Source organism: Pseudomonas sp. HK3 (genome assembly GCF_052920985.1).
The window spans coordinates 344,117-366,392 of the sequence record NZ_JBREXD010000001.1; the positions used below are offsets into that span (position 1 = coordinate 344,117).

Genomic DNA, 22,276 nt, shown 5'->3' on the forward strand with positions numbered 1-22,276 from the left:
AACACGTTATTAACGTGCTTTTAAGTGCTTTAAAGGCTAGCCAATTTGGTTAGCTTTTTTTATATCCAAAATACCCTTGCAAACTATTACATATATGAACTATATTTGATTCACATGTGTAGTAATTTGGCAAAACCATGAATCAACGTCTTTTTTATCTGTTAAACCTCGCGCATCAACGTATATACAAATACGCCGATCAAAACACCGATAGCCACTTGGGCATTAGCATTACCCAATTAGGTGCCTTGTTATTGATCAGGGAAGATGAAGGTTGCCTGCTTAAAGACATTGCAAACACCTTAAACCTGAATAACTCAGCATTAACCGGATTAGCCAGTCGTATGGAGAAAAACGGCTTATTGCTACGCAAACCTTGCGAGCACGATGGCCGCGCATCCCGCATGTATTTAACCCCTTTAGGTCACGAAAAAGTTCAGCTCGCATTGCCACTCATTAAACAGCTCAACAGCGCCATTGCAGCGGATTTTAGTGATGACGAAATCAAAGTGATCGTAAGGTTTTTAAACCATTTATTGACTGTGTTTTAGTCAGCTATTAATAAACGAGGATACACACAATGAATATCCCAGCTATCAAAAAAACAGCCCCAACAGACGTGCAAGACATTTTTATTCAAACGCAAAACGGGCGCAAAATTGGCGCGCGAATCTTTAAAGCAAACAATGCGACTTCTGTGGTGATTATTGCAGGCGCCATGGGCGTCGCCCAACACTGCTACGAAAAGTTTGCAAAATTTTTAAATACTAACGGCCATGACGTCATTACATTTGATTATTTTGGTTATGGCCAATCAATAAAAACCCACGTTAAACATTGTGATACCGACATACTCGAATGGGGCGAACAAGACTGCAATGCGGTTATTCAATATGCCAAAACTCATTTTAATAATGTGCCCGTACAATGGGTTGGCCACAGCGTAGGCGGCCAGTTATTAGGCATGACGTCAGACATTAACCAAGTCCGTAACATCGTTACCGTGGCAAGCGGCAGCGGTTACTGGCTTGACAACTCACCACCAACAAAACGTGTAGTTTGGTTAGTATGGTATTTTTTAACACCTATCTTTGTATCTTTGCTTGGGTACTTTCCTGGTAAAAAGTTAAACATCGTTGGTAATTTACCCGGGCGTGTTATGTGGCAATGGCGACGCTGGTCACTAAACAAAGGTTATGCGGTCGGCGCAGAAGGCAAAGCAATGCAAGCGCGATTTGATAGCGTTACGGTGCCAATCACCTCGCTTTCATTCAGCGATGACGAAATGATGTCGAAAGAAAGTATTGATTCACTGCACAGTTTTTATCGCGGCTCGAACATGACAATGATACGTGTCACCCCAGAAGAATTAGGCGAAACGTTTGTGGGCCATTTAGGTTGGTTCCGTGAGAAATTCAAAGATTCTATTTGGGCTGGGCAAATTTTGCCGTTGTTAAAGCGCTAACGTAGCAAAGTTGCAAAGTTGCAAAGTTGCAAAGTTGCAAAGTTGCAAAGTTGCAAAGTTGATTTTATATTAAGTAACAGATGAATCTAGCAACAAGTTGTGTCGGGCAATGCCCGACCTACTTTTTAAAGACCTGTACGAGGGTGCCCCGCGCCCGACCAACCAAATAGCCTTAAACTAAACAATCAACTCCCACATTCACAAAAAACGATTACGAATCTCTGTACGAGGGTGCCCCGCGCCCGACCTTATGATTGTCGGGCGCGGGGCACCCTCGTACAATTAAGTTAAACCGCTGCTAAGTGGCGCACAATCAACTGTACATTTTCTTGCCCGCGAAATTCATTCACATCCATTTCAAATACAATATGTGCTCGCTGCATATTCACCACCATGGCAGGCGTAATACCATGACGTTCGATGCCAAATAAAATCGCATCCACCGCCAAATGGCTATTAGGCACTTGCAGCGTTAACTTTAAATGGTTTTTATCCGCGCCTAATAAGCGATGATTGATCACCGTAAAGGTTTCATCAAATAATGGCTCAGGAAAGTTTTGCCCCCAAGGGGCCATAAAACGCAACTGGCGCGCTAGATTAATACTAAAATCTTGCGCCGCAGGCGCACCGTCTGTCACCACTTGGTTGACTAATAACTCAGGGGTTAACAAGGTTTTTGATACTTGTTCAAATGCCGCTTCAAATTCTGCTAAATGTTTTTGCTTAATCGATAAACCCGCCGCCATAGCATGGCCACCAAACTTACTTAACACATGGGGAATTTTTTTAGCCACTAAATCCAACGCATCGCGTAAATGAAAACCAGGGATCGAACGGCCACTGCCTTTTAGTTCAAATTCTCCATTCGCCATTTCAGCGTCGCTTAACCCATCTTGTGCAGGAGCAAATGCAATCACAGGGCGGTATAGTTTTTCTTTAATACGCGAGGCCAGTAAACCAATCACCCCTTGATGCCATTGCGCTTGATACAAACACACACTGACATTGCCATCGGCCTGCACGCTTAGTTGCTCTAAATGCTTAAGTGCCTCTTGCTGCATTTGCCCTTCGACCAATTTACGGTCTTGGTTTAAGTCATCTAATGATTGGGCAATCATTAATGCTCGATCTAAATCTTGCGCCAATAAACATTCAATCCCCACACTCATGTCATCCATACGCCCAGCCGCATTTAAGCGTGGGCCTAATGCAAAACCAAAGTCTTTACTGGTCAATTGTGGCGGATTCTTTTTTGACACTGTCAACAACGCTTGAATACCCGGACGAGCAAAACCAGATCGAATACGACGTAACCCTTGCTCAACTAATATTCGATTATTTTCATCCAACGGCACGACATCAGCCACTGTGGCCAATGCGACTAAATCTAAATACTGCGCCATATTCGGTAAAGTGTTTGAATCACGGCCCTGCTTTACAAGCGCGGTACGCAGCGCACACATCACATAAAAAATCACTGCACACCCGCAGGCCGATTTAGATGTAAATTCACAACCGGGCTGGTTTGGGTTCACAATCGCATTGGCATTGGGCAAGTCGTTTTCATCATTGCTTGCCGCTAAATGGTGATCCGTCACTAATACTTTCATGCCCAGTGATTGCGCTCGATTCACGCCATCAAAACTAGAAATGCCGTTGTCTACCGTGACAATTAAATCGGGGGAAAAATGTTGATGGGCGTAATCTACGATCTCAACCGATAAGCCGTAACCAAACTCAAACCGATTAGGCACAAGGTAGTGCACATTGTGTGCGCCCATTTGACGTAGCGCATCCACCGCCAGTGCCGTACTGGTGGCACCGTCAACATCAAAGTCACCTAATATTAAGATTTTTTGCTGTTTATCAATGGCACTGACTAATAAGTCACAAGCATCAGCCAGCCCTTTTAATGCCTGAATATCCAATAGGGTTTTTAACGAGAACTGTGTGTTCGCCTCATTTAAGCCACGAGAATGGAAAATTCGCTCTAATAAGGGCAGACTGGTATCGGATTCACGACGTATAATTTCTATATTCATGGCGACAATTGTACGCAGTCGCGCTATTACGAGAAAGCAAAGATTATGACACAAGCGAATATTCATCTACTGCTCACCGGCGACGAAATCATGAGCGGCGACATCATCGACAGCAACAGCGCCATGATCGCCGATCAGCTTGCCACACTCGGCTTACGCCCTCGTAAAAAAGTCACCGTAGGTGACCTACTTGAAGACTTAATCGAGGAAATGACGTCATTAAGCAACCAAGCAAATGTCCTTATCGTAAACGGTGGCCTTGGCCCCACCGAAGATGACAAAACCGCCGAAGCCCTCGCAGAGGTAATCAGCGCACCACTTTGCGAACACTCTATCGCCATCGCACAAATTGAAGCATGGTGTAAAAAACTCAATTACCCCATGAACGACGCCAATAAAAAACAAGGCATTTTACCGAAAGACGTGGGTATTTTAGAAAACACCAACGGCAGTGCCCCTGGTTTTTACTGTGAGCACAATAACTGCTTAATGTTTTTTACTCCGGGTGTGCCTAGCGAACTAAACGCCATGATGGCTCATAGCATTTTGCCCATGTTACAAAGCCGTTTTAATAACATTGAACCTCATACCACCAAACGCTTACAAGTATTTGGTATTGGCGAGTCATCACTGCAATTAAAACTGCGTAAACATATTCCAGACTGGCCAAACGATATTGATTTAGGCTTTCGCGCGGCTTATCCACAAGTTGAAGTAAAACTCACCGCCCATTCAAAACAAGCGGAAACAAAATTAGATAGATTATTTCAACGAATCAAACAGGTTTTAGATGGTCATGTGATAGGTGAAGGTGATATTCAATTACCTGAAAATTTCGTGCAATTATTGACAGATAAACAACAAACCATCACCACAGTAGAATCTTGCACCGGTGGTTTGATTGCGTCAAAGATTACATCCGTAGCAGGCTCATCCGCCGTATTTGGTGCAGGCTTTGTTACGTATTCCAATGAAATGAAAACCACCATGGTAGGCGTTAACGAAACCACGTTAAATCAATACGGCGCGGTATCAGAAGAAGTCGTGATAGAAATGGCAAAAGGGGCGCTTAACAAAAGTGGCAGTGATTGGGCCGTAGCCGTCAGCGGCATCGCTGGCCCTGGTGGCGGTACCGATGACAAACCGGTTGGTACAGTTTGGCTAGCCTGGGGGAACAACTCAGACATTAAAACCGTGAAACTATTCTTCCCGTTTTCGCGCGAGCGTTTTCAAGACTATGTGGCCAGTGCGGGATTGGATTTGATTCGTCGGGAGTTATTGAACATAGAGGAGCGTCCTAATTATTTTCCAAAAGCCTAATTCCACGAAGAACGAATACCACCGTCACCCCGGACGCGAGTAACGAGCAGATCCGGGGACCATTTCAAAATATTACATTCCGCTCTACTGTGATATTCATTTATAAAAGGTCTATTTAAATTTGATTCAACAAGCGCGAACCTGTATAAAATGCGCACTCTTTTACATTCGTTTTTTAACGGCATTTTATTCAAGGATTATCAAATGCTACGCCTATTTACAGTTATCACACTTTTTCTATTAGCCGCTTGTAATCCATTTAATACTGATGACGATTCAACCGTCACATTAGAAGGTACTGACCCAAACGGTACCTCCATCACTTTTGTTTCAGAAAATGGTTATCATGCGGTCAAACTAAATGATCAAGAATGGGTGCATGCAAATAACAAGATTAAATTAGATAGTTTAAGTGAGTCAGATACTTTAAATATAATAGAGTTGTGCGAAGAAAACGAATTTAGGTCATATTCTTCTGGCCACCTAGGATTATGGTTAATTCAATATCTTCACCTATATACAAATTCAAAAAATGAATTGATTAAAGAATGCTACTCTAAAGAAGGATATATTCTACCTGAAACTAAAACAGCAACACTGGTTAGTGAACAAACCCATGACGGTATAGTTATTATTGATGCCAGAATTTCTGACTACGATTATGTTCGATTTAATAAAGAAGAAAATATATTGACTATCCCAGTGGAAACTGACGATATTGAACATTCGCTCATAGCTGTTGGCTACCATAAGATTAATGAACAGTTTTATGTATATCGCAGTGAGTCTTTTGATTTTAATGATGGTGAGACCATCACTTTAGACTTTTATTCTGAAAATTCTGAAATTACAGTTGCCGATACAAACCCCTTTGAGCCATCAGATTTCAATTACATCAGGAACTATTGCGAATTAGTTAAAGATGTATGTATTAGAACAAACCACGATGTAAACAAAAATTTATACCTCAGAATACCGGAATCATTAAGAGTCGAGTCAAGTTTATACCTTGAAGTATGGAAGCCTAAATATTATCTCTCAAATACAATACAGGGCATGAGCTATCGTTTTTTAGGTAAAGAACCATCTGATACCAACCCGTTAGAAGCATTATCAACAACATTCCAATCAATGAAAGTAAGTTATGTGAATCAAGGCGTTGAAGTTGAGATACCTAGCATTCCAGTATTTAATAATAAGCCATGGTATTGCTACGTCACTCAACAATATGACGGTTTCACCATTTGGCCTGCATTGAATGCCACTACGTCTAACAATAAAATGACAGCAAAATTATTAGACATATCAAAACTACCAGCTGTTCCTGGTTTTTTTAATAAAACAAATAATGAAATTAACAGTGCGAATTTAATTATGAGTGTTTCAACTGGAGATATTGATACAATCAATACTCACAGGTTAGAAATTATAGTTCCAATTAATATTAAAAAAATAACTAATTAGAAAATAATAAGGCGCAGCATCTTTCGATACTGCGCCTTTTTTATTAATCAACTCAGAGCAAGCGTCTTACGTCTCCCGCCCCACGTCTCGCATACTTACTTAAACGTCTTCTCAGCAATAAACGCATGCACTGCTTCAAGATCAGCTGGCAATACATCCAAACGCTCTTCACGGTCCATTAAATCCGTTAAGTGGTGTGGCAGTTTTGGCATATCAAAACCGGCACGTTTAACCGCATCTTCAAATTTCACAGGGTGGGCCGTGCCCAGTGTGATCATTGGGATGTTGTTATTACGACGGGTTTCGCGCGCAGCTTTTACACCAATCGCGGTGTGTGGGTCTAACAAGTAGCCCGTTTCTTCAAACACGTCTTGCATAATTTTAACGGTGTCATCTTCGCTGACGGCATAACTATCGAAAAGAGCACGGGCTTTTGCGAGTTTTTCTTCGTCTAGTGAGACCACATCTTTTTTCGCATTCATACGTCCCATTAGCTCAGATAACGCAGCGCCGTCACGATCGTAAAGATCAAACAATAAACGTTCAAAGTTTGAAGAGACCGCAATATCCATTGAAGGCGTAATGGTGTGCTTAAGCGGGTGTACTTCGTATTGGTTTTTGCTCATTAAGCGATGCAGTACATCGTTGCTGTTAGTCGCAATCACTAATTGATCGATTGGTAGGCCCATTTTCTTTGCCATGTAACCAGCAAAAATATCACCAAAATTACCGGTAGGAACCGAGTACGCCATTGGGCGTAGCGGACCGCCCAAGTTTAATGCAGAGTAAAAGTAGTAAACAATCTGAGACATGATGCGCGCCCAGTTGATGCTGTTGACTGCAACCAGTTTACGCTCGCCTTTTAAGAAGCCTTGATTACCAAAGCTGGCTTTTACCATGTCTTGGGCTTCATCGAAGTTGCCTTCGATGGCGATGTTATAAATGTTATCGCCTTTTACCGTTGTCATTTGGCGACGCTGTACTTCAGATACTTTACCGTGTGGATGCAGAATAAAGATGTCTACATTCTTACACGCTTTGGTGCCTTCAATAGCAGCCGAACCAGTATCACCAGACGTCGCACCCATGATGACGACTTTTTCATGGCGACGCTCTAAAACGTAATCCAATAAACGCCCAAGCGTTTGCAATGCAAAATCTTTAAAGGCTAAGGTTGGGCCATGGAAAAGTTCTAACACGTATTCGTTGTGGTCAATTTGCTGCAAAGGTGCAACGGCTTTGTGACCAAAGCTGCCGTATACTTCGTTTAAAATGGTTTGTAGCGCGTCGCTATCAACACTGCCTTCAACGAATGGGTAAATCACTTTGTGCGCAAGTTCTGCGTACGGAAGATCACGCCAAGATTCAATTTCAGCCAGTGTGTAATGCGGCACGTCTTTAGGCACATACAAACCGCCGTCTTCGGCTAGACCGGTAAGCAGTACTTCTTCAAATGTTAACTCCGGTGCGTTACCGCGAGTTGAAATATATTTCATCATATTCATATACCCTGACAGTCAGGTTTAATGTTTAAAATCTGTGATTAATTTAATTCTTCAACACGAATGCGTGTGACCGCACCATTGATTTCAGACAGTGCTTCAATTTCAGCAATGGCTTCATTCATGATTTTTTCTTGTACTTTATGTATTAACATAATAATTGGTACAAGAATTTCGCCATCTTTAGGTTCTTTTTGGATCAGCGCTTCAATGCTAATGCCCTTGTTACTTAGAATGCTCGCAACATTAGCCAGTACACCGGCTTTATCCAGTGCTTCCATTCGTAAATAATAACCGGTTTCGATTTCACCAATTGGTAATACTTTCACATCGTCTAAGCTATCAAACGATAATGCTTCAACCTGAATGCCACGGGCAATATCGATGATATCAGCCACAACAGCAGAAGCGGTTGGGCCTGCGCCTGCGCCAGGGCCACAAAATAGCGTATCTTTAACCGCGCTGCCTTTTACAGCTACCGCGTTCATGACACCGTCTACTTTGGCGATCATATTGGTTTCAGGAATCAGTGTTGGGTGCACACGTAAGTCGATGCCTTTTTCGCTACGAGCGCTCACACCTAGGTGCTTAATGCGGTAACCAAGCTCTTCTGCGTATTGCACGTCATCACGTGTAATTCTGCTGATGCCTTCGGTGAAGCAGTTCTCAAACTGCAGTGGAATACCATAAGCAATCGACGACAATATAGTCAGCTTATGGGCAGCATCGATGCCTTCAACATCAAAGGTTGGGTCCGCTTCTGCATAACCAAGCGCTTGCGCTTCGGCTAATACGTCATCAAAGTCTCGACCCTTGTCGCGCATTTCAGTCAGAATGAAATTACCTGTACCGTTGATAATGCCCGCAACACGCTCGATGCGGTTAGCCGCCAAACCTTCACGAATCGCTTTAATGACAGGAATACCACCTGCCACGCCGGCTTCATAGCCAACGCTGACGCCCGCTTTTTTAGCGGCCGCAAAAATCTCTGTACCGTGTACCGCAATTAACGCTTTGTTTGCAGTAACAACATGCTTACCATTTTTGATGGCTTCAAGCACAAGCTCTTTCGCCACGTCATAGCCGCCGATCAACTCAACGACGATGTCGATTTCTGGGTTACGGGCTACATCAAAAATATCAGAGGTGATATTGATATTGCTTGTATCGCAAGTAGGGTTCTCACGACGAGCACCTACTTGCTCAATAATAATGTCACGCCCAGCACGACGCGCAATTTCAGCTGCGTTCTCCACTAGCACGTTAAATGTACCGCCACCGACGGTGCCAAACCCACAGATACCCACTTTAACCGGTTTCACAACATGGTCTCCGTTATATTGATGCCTGATGACGTGTCATCAAGAGTGTAAAATTTTTGGGGGCTAAATGTATCACAATCAACCTGTAACAGGCAGAGGGAATTTAGTGAAAACCCCCTGTTTAAGCCCCATAAACACAAAAGCCCCAATGCTTTCGCATTAGGGCTTTAAAGGCTGGGTCTATCTTAAGTTATAGGCCGATTTTTTTGGCTAACTCATCAGCAGGCATGTAACCCGGCAACAATTCACCATCTTGCAAAATAATGGCTGGGGTACCACGTACGCCAAACTCCGCACCAAGGGCTAACTGCTCTTCGATCGGCGCATCACAGCTTAGGTTTTCTTTGATAAAACCTGTGGCTTTGGCTTTGTTCATGGCGCCTGTACGGTCGGCATCACACCAAACGCTTTTCAGTTTTTTGTATGAACCCGTAAACTGTGTACGCTTTTGATCAGAGTAAATCCCTGCACGCGGGTAGGCCATGTAACGAACCGTTACGCCTAACTCATTCAAACGTGGCACTTCACGGTGAAGCTTACGGCAGTAACCACAATCAACATCAGTGAAGACATTAATTACAGCTTTCTCTTCGCCTTTACTGCTAAACACAACCATGTCTTTTGGGTCTAACTTATCCATTAATGCTAAACGCTTTTCATCGCTGCGCTTGGCGGTAATATTCACAAGTTCACCTTTGGTGGCTTGAAATAGTGAGCCATATACAAAGTATTGACCATCGGATGTACTGTATAAAACTTCACCACTTGTTAGCTCTACCTCATACAGATCTTGCCCAGGCACTTGCTTTGCGCTGAGTAAGACTAAGGTCGGCTGCGCGGCACGCAAGGATTTAGCGATGGTTTCTTCAACGCTTACCTCTTCTGCCGTTGCTAGGTTTGCCAGCAGGATCAAGGCGCTCGCACCTAGGATTCGTAAAATTGCCATGATGTATCTCTATTTAAATTTGTAGGCTAATTAGAACATTGAATGCATGGGAAGTTCCAGAGGCTATTTCGTTAAAGATAAAAGACACTCACTGAGCTTCATCATACAAACACATTGGGACATAAGGCCCCTATAAAATACACGCTTGAACAGACATAACGATTTGTTAAAGCGCCGTAGAGTTGATACTTCACCCATTAAGTAATGCGCCGGGCAGTGCCCGACCTACACTCAGGCAAAACATATATAACAAACCCTCAGAACACGTAGGGTGGGCATTGCCCACCAATTAAACAATGGCGACTGCCTGAGCACGACCGACCGTTGTCATTCCTCTGAAACGAAAAAACCGCACAAGGCGGTTTTTTTGAAACACTATTAAGTAACGCATGACTTGGTCAGTTTCTCTTTTGGGTTTATGTAGCCTGCTGAACGACCCTGCTCAATCAAACAATATTACCAGCCAGAAACGAAAAAACCCGCACAAGGCGGGTTTTTTGAAACACTATTAAGTAACGAATTACTTAGTAAGTTTCTCTTTAATACGTGCTGAACGACCAGAACGCTCACGAAGATAGTAAAGTTTCGCTTTGCGAACATCACCACGACGTTTAACTTCAACGCTATCGATTAATGGGCTGTGCGCTTGGAAAGTACGCTCAACACCAACACCGTTAGAGATTTTACGTACAGTAAAAGCAGAGTTTAGGCCACGGTTACGCTTAGCGATAACAACACCTTCATATGCCTGAAGACGTTCACGTGTACCTTCTTTTACTTTAACTTGTACAACAACTGTATCGCCAGCACCGAATGCAGGGATGTCAGTTTTTAATTGTGCAGACTCAATGGCCTGAATAATTGGGTTCTTGCTGCTCATGACTAAGCTCCTAAGTAGTTTCGGATAGGTTCAAGTATCACTAGGATCTTGAACGTCTCGAATAAATTCGTGCAAAAGGGCTTGCTCATCATCGCTGAGTTGCCTTTTTGCCAGCAAATCTGGCCTGCGTTGCCAGGTACGCCCTAGCGCTTGTTTAAGACGCCAGCGCTTAATTTTTTTGTGGTCACCACTCAGTAACACTTCAGGTACTGACTCGCCGTTGTATGCCTCAGGTCGAGTATAGTGTGGGCAGTCCAATAAACCATCGACGAACGAATCTTCGACGGCACTCATATCATGTCCCAGTACCCCTGGCACTAATCGGATGATGCTATCCATCATCACCATAGCCGCCAACTCACCACCACTTAAAACGTAATCACCGATGGACCATTCTTCATCCACCTGCGCTTGAATCAAGCGCTCGTCTACGCCTTCGTAGCGGCCAGCTAAGAAGATCAAACTGTCTTCTTTTGCTAGTGCATCTGCACCTGCTTGGGTCAATTGTTTCCCTTGCGGTGACAGATAAATTACTTTGCTGTTTGAGCCCAGCTTCGCTTTTGCAGCACCTATGGCTTGCTCAAGCGGAGCCACCTTCATCAACATGCCAGGACCACCGCCATAAGGTCGATCGTCCACTGTTTGGTGTCTATCTACGGTGAAATCACGAGGATTCCAACAATTAATGTCGACCAAACCTTTACTTACCGCCCGCCCAGTGACGCCGCTTGCGGTAAGCGCTTGGAACATCTCAGGAAAGATGGAGATGATGCCAAACTGCATGATTAGAATTCCGGATCCCAATCAACTTGGATAATGCGTTTATCAAGGTCGATATTTTGAACGCAGTCATCGCTATACGGTAACAATCGCTCACGACCATCAATACTGTCTTTCGTGCTCTTCACAACGAGTACGTCGTTTGCGCCGTTATTAAACAGATGGTCTATCTCACCTAACACCACATTTTCCGTGGTCACCACCAATAAATCTTTCAATTGGTGATAATAGATCTCGCCTTCTTCGGTCTCTGGAAGTGCGTCCATTGGAACCGCAATATCACATTGGCAATACTTCTGTGCCAGAGTCCGATCGTTACAACCGTCAAGTTGTGCAACTATGCCTTTACCATGGGTACGCCAGTCGCTCACCTTAACCGGTGTCCATTGGCCGTTCATATTTAACAGCCAATCGCCGTAAGAGAAGACGCTCTCTTTGAGCTCAGTGTGACTAAACACTTTCACCCAGCCTTTGATGCCATACACACCGGTCACTTTGCCGATAACGGTTAAATTCTCTGGTGCTTTATTCATCAAAATGTCTTATTACCTGCCCGATTAACCAGCAGCTTGTTGTTTTTTAGCATCTTTAAGAAGCTTAACAACACGATCACTTGGCTGAGCGCCTTTGCTCACCCAGTATTCAACACGTTCTAGGTCTATACGAAGACGCTCTTCTTGACCACGAGCAACAGGGTTAAAGAAACCTACGCGCTCAATGAAGCGACCGTCGCGTGGAAAACGCTGATCCGCTACAGACAAATGATAAAAAGGACGTTTTTTAGAGCCACCAAGGGCTAATCGAATTACTACCATGCGACAGTTTCTTCTCTTTATGGGCAGGTTTTGGTATCACCTACCGTTTAACAAAGCGCCTCCCTAAGTCAGATTACTACCTGAAATAGCCAGACACACTATAAGGGGCGCGTATTGTATAGTAATTAAACGGGAGAATAAAGCAGTTAATTGCCACCAAAAAGGCTTCAAATACTCCCACAAAAAAGCCCCAATGCGTTCACATTAGGGCTTCTTTTATCTCACACCGTAAAGGCTGCTTGATTACTCTTCAGGTACAACGTGTACAGTAAGAGATGTTGTCACGTCAGCGTGTACTTGCAGAGTGATTTCGAAAGTACCAGTAGTACGTAATGGACCATTTGGTAGACGAATCTCAGCTTTAGTCGCTTCGATGCCAGTAGAGCTGATTAGGTCCGCAAGGTCACGAGTACCGATAGAACCGAATAGCTTACCGTCTTCGCCCGCTTTAACCGCTAGCGTCAACTCAAGTTCTTTAAGTTGTTCTGCACGTTTTTCAGCGTTAGCTAGTTTCGCAACGGCTTCTTTCTCAAGTTCAGCACGACGAGCTTCAAAAGTCTCAACGTTTACAGCAGTTGCAGGAACCGCTTTCTTTTGAGGAATTAGGAAGTTACGACCGTAACCAGATTTAACGGTTACTTTATCGCCAAGTGAACCTAATTTAGCCACTTTTTCTAGTAGGATTACATCCATTTTTAAACACCTTACAGGGCAAGACTTTCGTCTTATATGTTAATGACCCAAACAATTGAGCCTTGAATTATGCCGTGTCTTTTAGACGCTTACGGAAATCAAATATGAGATCCAATAAAGCCACTAAAATTAGTAACGCGTACATATATGGCAGAAAGAACACAAAGCTAATGTAAAACGCCATTAACCACTGTTTACTTAACTGCCCCATGGCTATAACACCATGAACCAAACTAATACCCATGATAAACAAAGGCACCAGAATCACTGGCATCAATCCCACCCATGATGGGTCTGACACACTAATAAAAAACACCCCTAGGGCAATCGCCACGTACCAATAAGGTAAACGCAGGGTGTGGAACTCTTTTTTAAACCCGTCAGGGTTATATAATTTCGACTGCCAATAGCGACCCAACAACAGGCCACCAATGGCAAATAGCTGCAACATTGCGGATATTCCGCCCAACAGCATAGGAAAAATCCAAGGCTGAAACGCTTGTGCAGCCTGCACATCCATCCGGCTCTCAAGGGCTTTACCGTACTCTTGTGCGCCTTGCTGCAATATCTCAACCCATTGAGGGCTCAATAATGGCAACAACCACACAGACGCCAAACCCGCTAACACGGACAAACTAATGGCTTTAGGCAGTGCCGTGCTTACTCTTAACACGCTGGCCATCCCAGCACTGCCTAAAATCACTACAATTACAGTGATATCTTGTTGCGCTGCAAACCAAGCAATACCTGGTAATAACGCCGCTAACATCACATTTAAACCTTTGTTGAGGCCTTGGCTTAAAACCACTAAGGCCACAACCGCCGCACTCACCCAATACATCAGAGGAATAGCGGCGAATAGCACAGCCATAAGCGCTGCCTGACGAGGTCCCTGCATACTAAAGCGTGCAATGGCTCCCATAACAGCGCTACCGATTACTTGTGAGAATCAGTGTATGGCAATAGCGCTACGTAGCGAGAACGCTTGATAGCAGTTGCTAGCTGACGCTGATACTTAGCTTTAGTACCAGTGATACGGCTAGGAACGATCTTGCCAGTTTCAGTTACATAACCTTTAAGAACTTCTAGGTCTTTGTAATCGATCTCGGCAACGCCTTCAGCAGAGAAACGACAGAACTTACGACGACGGAAAAAACGAGACATAATCTATCCTCCTAATTATTCAGCGTCAGCAGCTGGAGCCGCTTCTTCTGTTTCAGTTGCTGGGGCTTGCTCTGAATCTTCACGACGTGGACGATCATCACGACGGTCTTGACGGCTTTCAGCAGCTTTAATTGGAGATTCAACAGTAACAGCATCTTTAGTACGAATAACCATGCTACGAATAACAGCATCGTTGAAACGGAAAGTGTTGTTTAACTCAGTTAGAGTTTCGTTGTCGCATTCGATGTTCATAAGAACATAGTGTGCTTTGTGAATCTTTTGGATTGGGTAAGCCAGGTGACGACGGCCCCAGTCTTCAAGACGGTGGATTTGACCACCTGTTTCTTTGATAGAGCCAGTGTAACGCTCGATCATAGAAGGTACTTGTTCGCTTTGATCTGGGTGTACCAGAAATACGATTTCGTAATGACGCATATAAAATGCTCCTTATGGGTTAATAGCCTTTTATCAGAGCAAAGCACTGTAAGAGGCAAGGAGTCCTATTTATCTAACAACAGATAAATCAGGGGGCGCGCATTATGCACAAAAAAACATCAAAAAACAAGCCATCACCACCCAACTTATTTAACCTTAAAGACCGATATTCACTGGGATACTTGGCACAAAAGACCACTATTTAAGGTCCTTTTTCCCTATTGGATAATGGTAAGAATGCGGTAAGCTCATGGCACACAATAAAAATAACAGGTGAATTATGTCGATAGCCAAAGTAATGGGCAGAACACTCGCTGCCTTAATCGTTGTTATATTAGTAGGCGCTGCCATCTTCCACACAGAAGTACGCCAGCTCTACAGCACTGTTCGCTTATTTGATGCAGATGTCATCGTCGAGCATTTCTCCAATATGGACGATGTCGCCCCGATCAAAACACTGAAAGCCAATTCAAGTGTGCGCACACTCACTCCTAAGCCAAAAGCACTGCCAAAAACATTTCGCTATAAAGGCGAAACGCACAACCTGCAAGATTGGATAACCGACTCCAGCGCAACAGCCCTTGTTGTGGTGCAAGGTGAGAGCCTGGTTTTTGAAGACTACTACCAAGACACTCAAGCTACGGATAAACGCATTTCATGGTCTATGGCAAAATCCTTCTTAAGCGCATTGCTTGGCATTGCTGTTAGCGAAGGCAAAATCACCGACCTAAAGGCCGCCGTAACCGATTACGTGCCCAGCCTAAAAGGCAGCGGCTATGATGGCGTGTCCATTAAAAACGTGCTGCAAATGAGCAGCGGTGTTTACTTCAATGAGGATTACGGTGATTTTAACAGTGACATCAACCGCTTTGGTCGAATGATGGCACTAGGCGGCAGCTTCGATGATTTTGCAGCTTCTCTCAACCAAGACCCAAAACATGAACAAGGCACCTTCATGCATTACGTCAGTATCGATACCCACGTAATTGGTATGGTCCTGCGCGCGTCAACCGGCAAAAGCATCACTGAGTACTTTCAAGAAAAACTTTGGAATAAATTAGGCGCAGAGCAAGACGCATTTTACATCACCGACAGCACGGGTGAGCCTATGGTTCTGGGCGGCCTAAATATGTTAAGTAGAGATTATGCTCGTATGGGTATGCTTTACCGTGACGGCGGCACCTACAAAGGCGAACAAGTCGTACCCGCGCAATGGATAGAAGACAGCATCACCCCAGATGCACCACACCTAATACCCGGTAAACGTGACACCGCCAACACCAATTTTGGTTATGGCTACCAATGGTGGTTACCTGAAAATCCAGATCAAGAATTTTTGGCCATTGGCATTTATGGGCAATATATTTTTGTTGATCGTAAAACCAATACGGTCATTGTCAAAAACAGCGCCGATCGCGGCTTTATGGATAACGATTACGAAAGCAAAGACATTGCCGTCGCGGCATTTCGCAGCATTGCTAGCAGCCTAAATCAACAGGATGCAAGCGCACAAACCGAATAAGCCGTTACTGACACGACTAATAAAAAAAGCCCTTTAAGCATGTCGCTTAAAGGACTTTTTTATGACGCTCTATTGTTTAAACCATTATTGCGCGTTTAACTCTCGCACTAATTTTTTAAACTTCAAACGCTGAAACGGGTTAGCGGTTAAGCTCACATCAATCGGCACAATGGTCACATTGCCCTGTGCATACGCCGTTGTATCAGCATGGTATTTTTCATTCACGTTATCGATAAGTGGCTTACCTGTGATGCCGCCGTAACTCACACTTCCTACCTCAGCATTCACACAGTCACTGTAACAACCAATCGGCAACGCAATCGGCAGTCCCCCTAAAGATGGCAACTTGCCTTGCACATTTAATGTGACCCCTGTGATTTCGTCTAAATACGAATACTCAGGATCACCTTCTTCATCATAACCAGAAATAATATTCGTCGGGTAATTGATATTAAGCGCAACGCCTTTAGGTAACAGTTGATCTTCATAACCTAACCAACCGGGTTTGCTTTCCAGCTCTTCTACAAACCCTACCATCCAATTAGCCACTTTTTTAAAGTGTTTATAATTCACATAAGCACAAGAATCTTCTTTACCGTCTGGGCAATAACGCTCAGGTATTACCTCATCCGTACTAAAGGCAATCGCAGGCACAGACACACCATTGGTATACGATAGTGCATGTACAACCGCGCCTACCGTGCCAGAAAGGTTCGTCAGCGCACCCACATTCCCGCCCGCATTGGTGCCCGAAATAAGCAAATCAACAGGCTCGCCGCTTTGCTGTGCAATGGCAATCGCCACTTGCCCTGCCGTTGCAGGCTCCGCACCGCTACCATCCGCTAGCGCAACCGAATATTCATTAGCACCCGTATCGCCATCATTATCAGCTTGCTTTGTAATACGCAGATTATATGTACCCAAATTAATCGCGGCACTCGAGCCACTTTGATTTTCAGACGAACCCGCCAGCGTAACGGTGTGTCCGGCTTCAACAAGTGCTTTTTTAAGGGTTTGAATACCTGCTGCGTCCCAACCGTCGTCATTCGTTAAAGCAATGTTAAGTGCTTGGCTCGCTTGCGCAGAGAATAAAAGAGGAAAACTTAACGCGAGCGTAGAGAGTGTGAGGCGTTTTTTTATTGTTGTGTGCTTCATGTGTTCATCCATGTATTGATTAATTACGTCAATGTCATTCAACCTGAATACAGCCAAAAAATAGCTTGGTTATTTATAATGACGCGGGCAGTCTAAACCAATCATTAGACGGATAGAATCTGGCATGAGTGTTCGAAAATCGCTCAATCTAATCGATTTTTCTTACAAGATGGCTTAATCGAACTAATGATTTTTATCTAATTAATTAAAACAATGCTTCAAAGTTCGCTCTGTATGAATAACGACCCTTTTAAAAAGAGTCGTTATTGTCTAATCATGATAATTGCGGGAAAAACAAACAAAACTCATGAAATTGACAAACAAGGAAGTGCATATAAAAATGATAAATGGCAGTAATGGGCTAATTTATGACATCCCCAAACGCTTTACCGAGCAATACTTACATTTTCTTTAAAATGGCACTCTGAATATCTTTCTTGGCTATGCGACGATATAACTTACGAAGGAACGGAACCTCATGCTCAACCACTTTTCTATAATCACACTTATTACAATCAATAAAAATTTCTAATATATTAAAATACCAAGCACGCCGCTTAAACCCACCATAATATTCATTATAGTCTTGCCCATATCGAACCGAAATCTCATCAAAATGACAACTTGGGCAACTTAATTTCTTTTTAATCGAACACGATTCAATTAAAACCTTATATAGCTCTACTTCATATCGATTGGGGTTAGCAGAGCAACCACAGTTATGACACGTAGCCGCACTCTTACTATTCGTTGCGTCGCATGCATTGCAACACCAATCATAATCAATCAATTAAACCTTCCTAGCGGTAACGTTATTACCTACCGCATTAAAAGAATACAAACGCCATCATATATGAATGGCCACTGAATCTTATGTAACAAGCACTGTTAAACCAGCCTACAATCTATCCATTCGTTTTAATGTTTGGCACCAGTGCAACACCAGCTATGACTATTTTTATTCGCTACCCATAAAGCGAGACTTTATTTCTTTAGTTGGCACCATACACATTTCTTGACGACCAAAAAGCGTGTACCGGTTTCGAGCAAATGCCTTATAAAAGAAATCCCTAATGACCCTTGGCACTAACGTTAAAATACCAAGCATATACCAACAACCAGTTAACTCTTTTGCTATTTCAAGAGCCGCACTCGAGAAAACAAAACACTGGTTATCTTTGATGAGTAAAAATGTATCGACCCCTACATTATGAATCTTATATTTTTCCATTAACTTACGTGCAATATCACTTTGCATTGGCACGAATACAAATTTATTGTCTGGGTCTCTTTTGATAATAAAGTTTACGGCTCCATTACAGACGTGACACACACCATCAAAGACGACTATATGGCGATTATCCATGAGCTCCTTCAAAACGTAACATCTCATGTAAGAGGTAATAAAATAATACTGGCTTACAACAAACATTGAAGCTTAAACAATCAGCAAACTTAATCAATAGCCACAAAAAAAGCGTCCCTGCTACCAGCGAACGCTTTTGCATCAAACGTGTACCAAACAACCACTAGTGAGCCGATTGATCATTACTCATCTGAGCTTTACGAAAGTGCTCTTTTGGCAACGTGCCGGTAAGTGCTTGCGCAAACATGACCCAATCGGACGCAAAACTATACAACGGGTATTGAAATGTCGCTGGCCGGTTATGCTCATAAAAGAAATGCCCCACCCAAGCAAAACCGTAACCAATGACCGGTAAAAACCAAAGCAAGCTATATTGTGCAGTCACTAAACCATAAGTGAGCAACGCCAACACGAAAGAGCTGCCAATATAATGCAATACCCGGCACGTGGTATTACTGTGCTCGGCTAGGTAAAACGGATAAAACGCTTTAAAGCTGCTAATTCGAGTTTCGTCAGTCATGAGCTCTCTCCTGCTTTTTTATTATGGTTGCCTTGATTATGCGCTTAACAACAGAAAAACCCAGTTGCATTTGAGGCCCTTTCTTTACTGAAAAGCGCCATTTACTGACATTAAATAACCACCTGGGGAACATTTATCGAAAATACGAATCATAATCAGCTAATTTTTACCGTTTATCATCGATAAATCTGCATATACTCTTAACATCAGTTGAATAGCATAGCGAGTGACTCTCATGGATCAATACAAATCCTCTCAGAAATGGCTACATTGGGTGAGCGCTGTATTGATATTAGGACTATTTGCCTTGGGCGTGTGGATGCGCACCCTAGGCTACTACGACACCTGGTATCAAACTGCTCCCAATTGGCACAAACAGATCGGTATCGTGTTGCTATTCATTATGGCCGCTCGATTAGTTTGGCGCTTTATTGCAAAAGCACCTGCGCCCCTAACCAATCACAAGCCATGGGAAGTAAAAGTCGCACATATCGCCCATTATGTTTTATATTTTGGCGTGTTTTCAATTATGGCCAGTGGCTACCTAATTGCCACCGCAGATAATCGACCTATTGATGTATTTGGTGTGTTTAACATGCCAGTATTATTTATGCCATTTGACGGTCAAGAAGATGTTGCAGGCCTGATACATGAGTACGGTGCCTATGCATTAATGGCCGTTATCGCGCTACATGTGGCCGGTGCAATTAAGCACCATGTTATTGATAAAGATTCGACTTTAAAAAGAATGCTGTGAACGCCTCAGGGCAAAAACCGATTTAACGTAAGACAAAAGTAAACCATAAGGAGATCAACAATGAAAAACTCAATCAAAGCACTGGGCGCAGGCCTTGTTTTAACCCTTAGCAGCTCTGTATTCGCCGCTGAAAACTATGTTATTGATACAAAAGGCATGCATGCTTTTGTCGAATTTAAAATTAAGCACCTAGGCTACAGCTGGTTAAAAGGCCGCTTTAACGATTTTGAAGGTGAATTTTCTTATGACGAAAAGAACCCAGAAAAATCAAGCGTTAACGTAACCATTAAAACTGCCAGTGTTGATTCAAACCATGCCGAACGTGATAAGCATTTACGTGGCAGCGATTTCTTAAACGTAAGCAAATTCCCAACCGCTACATTTAAAAGTACTAAGATCGTAAGTGATGATAAAGGCGAAGCCGACATTCATGGCAAGCTAACTCTAAATGGTGTTACTAAAGACATTGTGATCGAAGCGGAAGAAATTGGCGCGGGCAATGACCCTTGGGGTGGTTTCCGTCGTGGCTTTGAGGGCAAAACTGAGATCGCGCTTAAAGATTACAACATCAACTTTAATCTAGGCCCAGCCTCTGAAAAAGTTGAGTTAATCTTAAATATTGAAGGCGTGCGTAAGTAATCCAATAACTTACCTTAACGCATAAAAAAAGCCCGGCTCAATGTCTGAGCCGGGCTTTTTTATGCAGGCATCATATTAAAATCTATGCGGCTTTATCCGTATCTGTTGGTGCTTTAACATCCGAGGCAGTGCCTTTATCATGACTCAAACTTGGCAAGCATAAGTTTAGAATAATCGCTGAAAGTCCACATGTGGTAATGGCAGAACCAAATATATTTTGCACAAGCTTCGGCATTTCTTTTAATACATCCGGCACCATCGCCACACCTAAACCCAAGCCAAATGACACCGCCATAATCAACATGTTACGACGATCCAGTTCAAGGCTCGCAAGAATACGAATACCTGCCGCAGCCACGGTACCGAACATAACTAAGGTTGCTCCGCCCAATACGGGTTTTGGCAGCTGTTGAAACATCGCGCCTATAATGGGAAACAAACCCAGTAAAATTAACATACCAGCCGTCCACATGGCGACGTATCGAGAAGCCATGCCGGTTAACTGAATAACTCCGTTATTTTGACTGAACGTGGTGTTAGGAAAGGTACTCATAACCGCTGCAATTAATGAATTAACACCATCGCCTAGTACGCCATTTTTAATGCGCTTGGTATAGAGCGGGCCGGTAATCGGTTGCTTAGAAACCAGAGACGTTGCCGTTAAATCACCCGCTGATTCAATAGCGGTTATTAGATAAATTAACGCAACAGGAATAAACGCAGCTAAATCAAACGACATGCCATATTTAAACGGTATGGGTAACGTAAACATGTTTACACCTGAAAGGCCTGAAAAATCCACCTTTCCCATAAACACAGCTGCAATAAAACCGACCATCAAACCAAAGAAAATAGCACCACTGCGCAAATAAATATTTTTGGCTTGATTCAAGACAACAATTAAAACCAACACAGATAACCCAAGACCAAGATTGGCTAAACTACCAAAGTCTGCTGCTTTAAAACCACCTGCTAAATCGGTCATTCCCACCTTAATCAAATTAAAACCAATCGTGGTGATCACAATGCCCGTCACAAGTGGATTAATGAAAAACGTTAACTTATGTAAAAACCGACTTAGAAATATTTCAATGAAGGCACCTAAGCAACAAACACCAAAAATTAAACTTAAAATTTCTTCAGGACCACCGCCTTTGCCCTTTGCAATAAAGCCTGCAGCCAATATCGAACTTAAAAACGCGAAGCTCGTACCTTGAAGCGCCACCATACCCGAGCCTATTGGCCCAAACGTTTTTGCCTGAATAAACGTGCCCACACCCGATACCAATAGCGCCATACTGATTAAATAAGGGATTTCACTGCCCAAACCTAATACACCGCCAATAATCAGCGTGGGCGTAATAATGCCGACAAAGCTAGCCAGTACATGTTGCAAGGCAGCAAGTAATGTTGGCCCTATGGGCGGCCGATCATCTAAGCCATAAAGCAAGTCATCTGTGGTCGGCATAATTCTCTCCATTATTTTTGT

Annotated in this window: 24 protein-coding genes; 7 read left to right on the forward strand and 17 right to left on the reverse strand. The window is 43.3% G+C overall.

Features of this window, described 5'->3' with window-relative positions:
• The first annotated feature begins 137 nt into the window (after positions 1–137).
• Both ACU6U9_RS01535 and ACU6U9_RS01540 read left to right on the forward strand, forming a co-directional pair.
• Entirely contained in the window at positions 138–551 is a 414-nt protein-coding gene (locus ACU6U9_RS01535) for a MarR family winged helix-turn-helix transcriptional regulator (RefSeq protein WP_446733323.1), read from the forward strand.
• A 29-nt stretch (positions 552–580) separates the two neighbouring features.
• The gene (locus ACU6U9_RS01540; RefSeq protein ID WP_446733324.1) at positions 581–1,465 is read left to right on the forward strand and encodes an alpha/beta hydrolase family protein; all 885 of its coding nucleotides are present in this window, start codon (positions 581–583) and stop codon (positions 1,463–1,465) included.
• Positions 1,466–1,752: 287 nt separating this feature from the next.
• Here the strand turns inward: ACU6U9_RS01540 and recJ are convergent, their stop codons facing one another.
• Positions 1,753–3,507, reverse strand: coding sequence for a single-stranded-DNA-specific exonuclease RecJ (gene recJ / locus ACU6U9_RS01545; protein ID WP_446733325.1), 1,755 nt, complete (start codon positions 3,505–3,507; stop codon positions 1,753–1,755).
• Between the two features lie 45 nt (positions 3,508–3,552).
• On the opposite strand from recJ, the gene ACU6U9_RS01550 reads away from it, so the two are divergent.
• Together ACU6U9_RS01550 and ACU6U9_RS01555 are read left to right on the forward strand one after the other, a co-directional pair.
• The gene (locus ACU6U9_RS01550; protein ID WP_446733326.1) at positions 3,553–4,827 is read left to right on the forward strand and encodes a CinA family nicotinamide mononucleotide deamidase-related protein; all 1,275 of its coding nucleotides are present in this window, start codon (positions 3,553–3,555) and stop codon (positions 4,825–4,827) included.
• A 204-nt stretch (positions 4,828–5,031) separates the two neighbouring features.
• Positions 5,032–6,291 (forward strand): hypothetical protein, encoded by a 1,260-nt coding sequence (locus ACU6U9_RS01555; protein WP_446733327.1) that lies wholly within the window; start codon positions 5,032–5,034, stop codon positions 6,289–6,291.
• Between the two features lie 95 nt (positions 6,292–6,386).
• On the opposite strand, the gene thrC is transcribed toward ACU6U9_RS01555, so the two are convergent.
• The 11 genes from thrC to rpsF form a co-directional block, all read right to left on the reverse strand.
• Positions 6,387–7,787 carry a threonine synthase gene (thrC, locus tag ACU6U9_RS01560; RefSeq protein WP_446735044.1) on the reverse strand — a complete coding sequence of 467 codons (1,401 nt, stop codon included), beginning with the start codon at positions 7,785–7,787 and terminating at the stop codon, positions 6,387–6,389.
• Between the two features lie 47 nt (positions 7,788–7,834).
• Positions 7,835–9,115, reverse strand: a complete 1,281-nt coding sequence (locus ACU6U9_RS01565; protein WP_446733328.1) for a homoserine dehydrogenase — start codon at positions 9,113–9,115, stop codon at positions 7,835–7,837.
• 190 nt (positions 9,116–9,305) lie between these two features.
• Positions 9,306–10,061 (reverse strand): thioredoxin fold domain-containing protein, encoded by a 756-nt coding sequence (locus ACU6U9_RS01570; RefSeq protein ID WP_446733329.1) that lies wholly within the window; start codon positions 10,059–10,061, stop codon positions 9,306–9,308.
• A gap of 520 nt (positions 10,062–10,581) precedes the next feature.
• The gene (gene rplS, locus ACU6U9_RS01575; RefSeq protein ID WP_446733330.1) at positions 10,582–10,941 is read right to left on the reverse strand and encodes a 50S ribosomal protein L19; all 360 of its coding nucleotides are present in this window, start codon (positions 10,939–10,941) and stop codon (positions 10,582–10,584) included.
• Between the two features lie 30 nt (positions 10,942–10,971).
• Positions 10,972–11,724 carry a tRNA (guanosine(37)-N1)-methyltransferase TrmD gene (gene trmD, locus ACU6U9_RS01580; RefSeq protein WP_446733331.1) on the reverse strand — a complete coding sequence of 251 codons (753 nt, stop codon included), beginning with the start codon at positions 11,722–11,724 and terminating at the stop codon, positions 10,972–10,974.
• Positions 11,725–11,726: 2 nt separating this feature from the next.
• Positions 11,727–12,254: a ribosome maturation factor RimM gene (gene rimM, locus ACU6U9_RS01585; protein ID WP_446733332.1), complete on the reverse strand. Its 528-nt coding sequence runs from the start codon at positions 12,252–12,254 to the stop codon at positions 11,727–11,729.
• Positions 12,255–12,278: 24 nt separating this feature from the next.
• A complete protein-coding gene (gene rpsP / locus ACU6U9_RS01590) occupies positions 12,279–12,536 on the reverse strand; it encodes a 30S ribosomal protein S16 (protein ID WP_446733333.1) in 258 nt (85 codons plus the stop codon).
• 243 nt (positions 12,537–12,779) lie between these two features.
• Positions 12,780–13,229 carry a 50S ribosomal protein L9 gene (gene rplI, locus ACU6U9_RS01595; RefSeq protein ID WP_446733334.1) on the reverse strand — a complete coding sequence of 150 codons (450 nt, stop codon included), beginning with the start codon at positions 13,227–13,229 and terminating at the stop codon, positions 12,780–12,782.
• A 67-nt stretch (positions 13,230–13,296) separates the two neighbouring features.
• A complete protein-coding gene (locus ACU6U9_RS01600; RefSeq protein WP_446733335.1) occupies positions 13,297–14,100 on the reverse strand; it encodes a hypothetical protein in 804 nt (267 codons plus the stop codon).
• Positions 14,101–14,165: 65 nt separating this feature from the next.
• A complete protein-coding gene (rpsR, locus tag ACU6U9_RS01605; protein WP_446733336.1) occupies positions 14,166–14,393 on the reverse strand; it encodes a 30S ribosomal protein S18 in 228 nt (75 codons plus the stop codon).
• A 15-nt stretch (positions 14,394–14,408) separates the two neighbouring features.
• A complete protein-coding gene (gene rpsF, locus ACU6U9_RS01610; RefSeq protein WP_446733337.1) occupies positions 14,409–14,828 on the reverse strand; it encodes a 30S ribosomal protein S6 in 420 nt (139 codons plus the stop codon).
• A 280-nt stretch (positions 14,829–15,108) separates the two neighbouring features.
• Here rpsF and ACU6U9_RS01615 point away from each other — a divergent pair, with 280 nt between their 5' ends.
• Entirely contained in the window at positions 15,109–16,350 is a 1,242-nt protein-coding gene (locus ACU6U9_RS01615) for a serine hydrolase domain-containing protein (protein WP_446733338.1), read from the forward strand.
• Positions 16,351–16,434: 84 nt separating this feature from the next.
• Here ACU6U9_RS01615 and surE read toward each other — a convergent pair whose 3' ends face one another.
• The 4 genes from surE to ACU6U9_RS01635 form a co-directional block, all read right to left on the reverse strand.
• Positions 16,435–17,505: a 5'/3'-nucleotidase SurE gene (surE, locus tag ACU6U9_RS01620; protein ID WP_446733339.1), complete on the reverse strand. Its 1,071-nt coding sequence runs from the start codon at positions 17,503–17,505 to the stop codon at positions 16,435–16,437.
• 400 nt (positions 17,506–17,905) lie between these two features.
• Positions 17,906–18,295 (reverse strand): hypothetical protein, encoded by a 390-nt coding sequence (locus ACU6U9_RS01625; RefSeq protein ID WP_446733340.1) that lies wholly within the window; start codon positions 18,293–18,295, stop codon positions 17,906–17,908.
• A gap of 168 nt (positions 18,296–18,463) precedes the next feature.
• The gene (locus ACU6U9_RS01630) at positions 18,464–18,871 is read right to left on the reverse strand and encodes a thiol-disulfide oxidoreductase DCC family protein (protein WP_446733341.1); all 408 of its coding nucleotides are present in this window, start codon (positions 18,869–18,871) and stop codon (positions 18,464–18,466) included.
• 163 nt (positions 18,872–19,034) lie between these two features.
• Positions 19,035–19,391, reverse strand: coding sequence for an Mpo1-like protein (locus tag ACU6U9_RS01635; protein WP_446733342.1), 357 nt, complete (start codon positions 19,389–19,391; stop codon positions 19,035–19,037).
• Between the two features lie 235 nt (positions 19,392–19,626).
• On the opposite strand from ACU6U9_RS01635, the gene ACU6U9_RS01640 reads away from it, so the two are divergent.
• Both ACU6U9_RS01640 and ACU6U9_RS01645 read left to right on the forward strand, forming a co-directional pair.
• Positions 19,627–20,148 carry a cytochrome b gene (locus ACU6U9_RS01640; protein ID WP_446733343.1) on the forward strand — a complete coding sequence of 174 codons (522 nt, stop codon included), beginning with the start codon at positions 19,627–19,629 and terminating at the stop codon, positions 20,146–20,148.
• 60 nt (positions 20,149–20,208) lie between these two features.
• Positions 20,209–20,787, forward strand: a complete 579-nt coding sequence (locus ACU6U9_RS01645) for a YceI family protein (protein ID WP_446733344.1) — start codon at positions 20,209–20,211, stop codon at positions 20,785–20,787.
• Positions 20,788–20,869: 82 nt separating this feature from the next.
• On the opposite strand, the gene ACU6U9_RS01650 is transcribed toward ACU6U9_RS01645, so the two are convergent.
• A complete protein-coding gene (locus tag ACU6U9_RS01650; RefSeq protein ID WP_446733345.1) occupies positions 20,870–22,255 on the reverse strand; it encodes a nucleobase:cation symporter-2 family protein in 1,386 nt (461 codons plus the stop codon).
• Between the last annotated feature and the right edge of the window lie 21 nt (positions 22,256–22,276).

Coding starts and splice junctions, on each gene's coding strand:
- thrC (WP_446735044.1), bottom strand. CDS start 7,787: ATGAAATATATTTCAACTCGCGGTAACGCACCGGAGTTAACATTTGAA.
- ACU6U9_RS01640 (WP_446733343.1), top strand. CDS start 19,627: ATGGATCAATACAAATCCTCTCAGAAATGGCTACATTGGGTGAGCGCT.
- rplS (WP_446733330.1), bottom strand. CDS start 10,941: ATGAGCAGCAAGAACCCAATTATTCAGGCCATTGAGTCTGCACAATTA.
- ACU6U9_RS01645 (WP_446733344.1), top strand. CDS start 20,209: ATGAAAAACTCAATCAAAGCACTGGGCGCAGGCCTTGTTTTAACCCTT.
- ACU6U9_RS01600 (WP_446733335.1), bottom strand. CDS start 14,100: ATGGCTGTGCTATTCGCCGCTATTCCTCTGATGTATTGGGTGAGTGCG.
- rimM (WP_446733332.1), bottom strand. CDS start 12,254: ATGAATAAAGCACCAGAGAATTTAACCGTTATCGGCAAAGTGACCGGT.
- rplI (WP_446733334.1), bottom strand. CDS start 13,229: ATGGATGTAATCCTACTAGAAAAAGTGGCTAAATTAGGTTCACTTGGC.
- ACU6U9_RS01540 (WP_446733324.1), top strand. CDS start 581: ATGAATATCCCAGCTATCAAAAAAACAGCCCCAACAGACGTGCAAGAC.
- ACU6U9_RS01630 (WP_446733341.1), bottom strand. CDS start 18,871: ATGGATAATCGCCATATAGTCGTCTTTGATGGTGTGTGTCACGTCTGT.
- ACU6U9_RS01615 (WP_446733338.1), top strand. CDS start 15,109: ATGTCGATAGCCAAAGTAATGGGCAGAACACTCGCTGCCTTAATCGTT.
- ACU6U9_RS01550 (WP_446733326.1), top strand. CDS start 3,553: ATGACACAAGCGAATATTCATCTACTGCTCACCGGCGACGAAATCATG.
- ACU6U9_RS01570 (WP_446733329.1), bottom strand. CDS start 10,061: ATGGCAATTTTACGAATCCTAGGTGCGAGCGCCTTGATCCTGCTGGCA.
- ACU6U9_RS01650 (WP_446733345.1), bottom strand. CDS start 22,255: ATGCCGACCACAGATGACTTGCTTTATGGCTTAGATGATCGGCCGCCC.
- rpsP (WP_446733333.1), bottom strand. CDS start 12,536: ATGGTAGTAATTCGATTAGCCCTTGGTGGCTCTAAAAAACGTCCTTTT.
- ACU6U9_RS01635 (WP_446733342.1), bottom strand. CDS start 19,391: ATGACTGACGAAACTCGAATTAGCAGCTTTAAAGCGTTTTATCCGTTT.
- ACU6U9_RS01555 (WP_446733327.1), top strand. CDS start 5,032: ATGCTACGCCTATTTACAGTTATCACACTTTTTCTATTAGCCGCTTGT.
- recJ (WP_446733325.1), bottom strand. CDS start 3,507: ATGAATATAGAAATTATACGTCGTGAATCCGATACCAGTCTGCCCTTA.
- trmD (WP_446733331.1), bottom strand. CDS start 11,724: ATGCAGTTTGGCATCATCTCCATCTTTCCTGAGATGTTCCAAGCGCTT.
- surE (WP_446733339.1), bottom strand. CDS start 17,505: ATGAAGCACACAACAATAAAAAAACGCCTCACACTCTCTACGCTCGCG.
- ACU6U9_RS01535 (WP_446733323.1), top strand. CDS start 138: ATGAATCAACGTCTTTTTTATCTGTTAAACCTCGCGCATCAACGTATA.
- rpsR (WP_446733336.1), bottom strand. CDS start 14,393: ATGTCTCGTTTTTTCCGTCGTCGTAAGTTCTGTCGTTTCTCTGCTGAA.
- rpsF (WP_446733337.1), bottom strand. CDS start 14,828: ATGCGTCATTACGAAATCGTATTTCTGGTACACCCAGATCAAAGCGAA.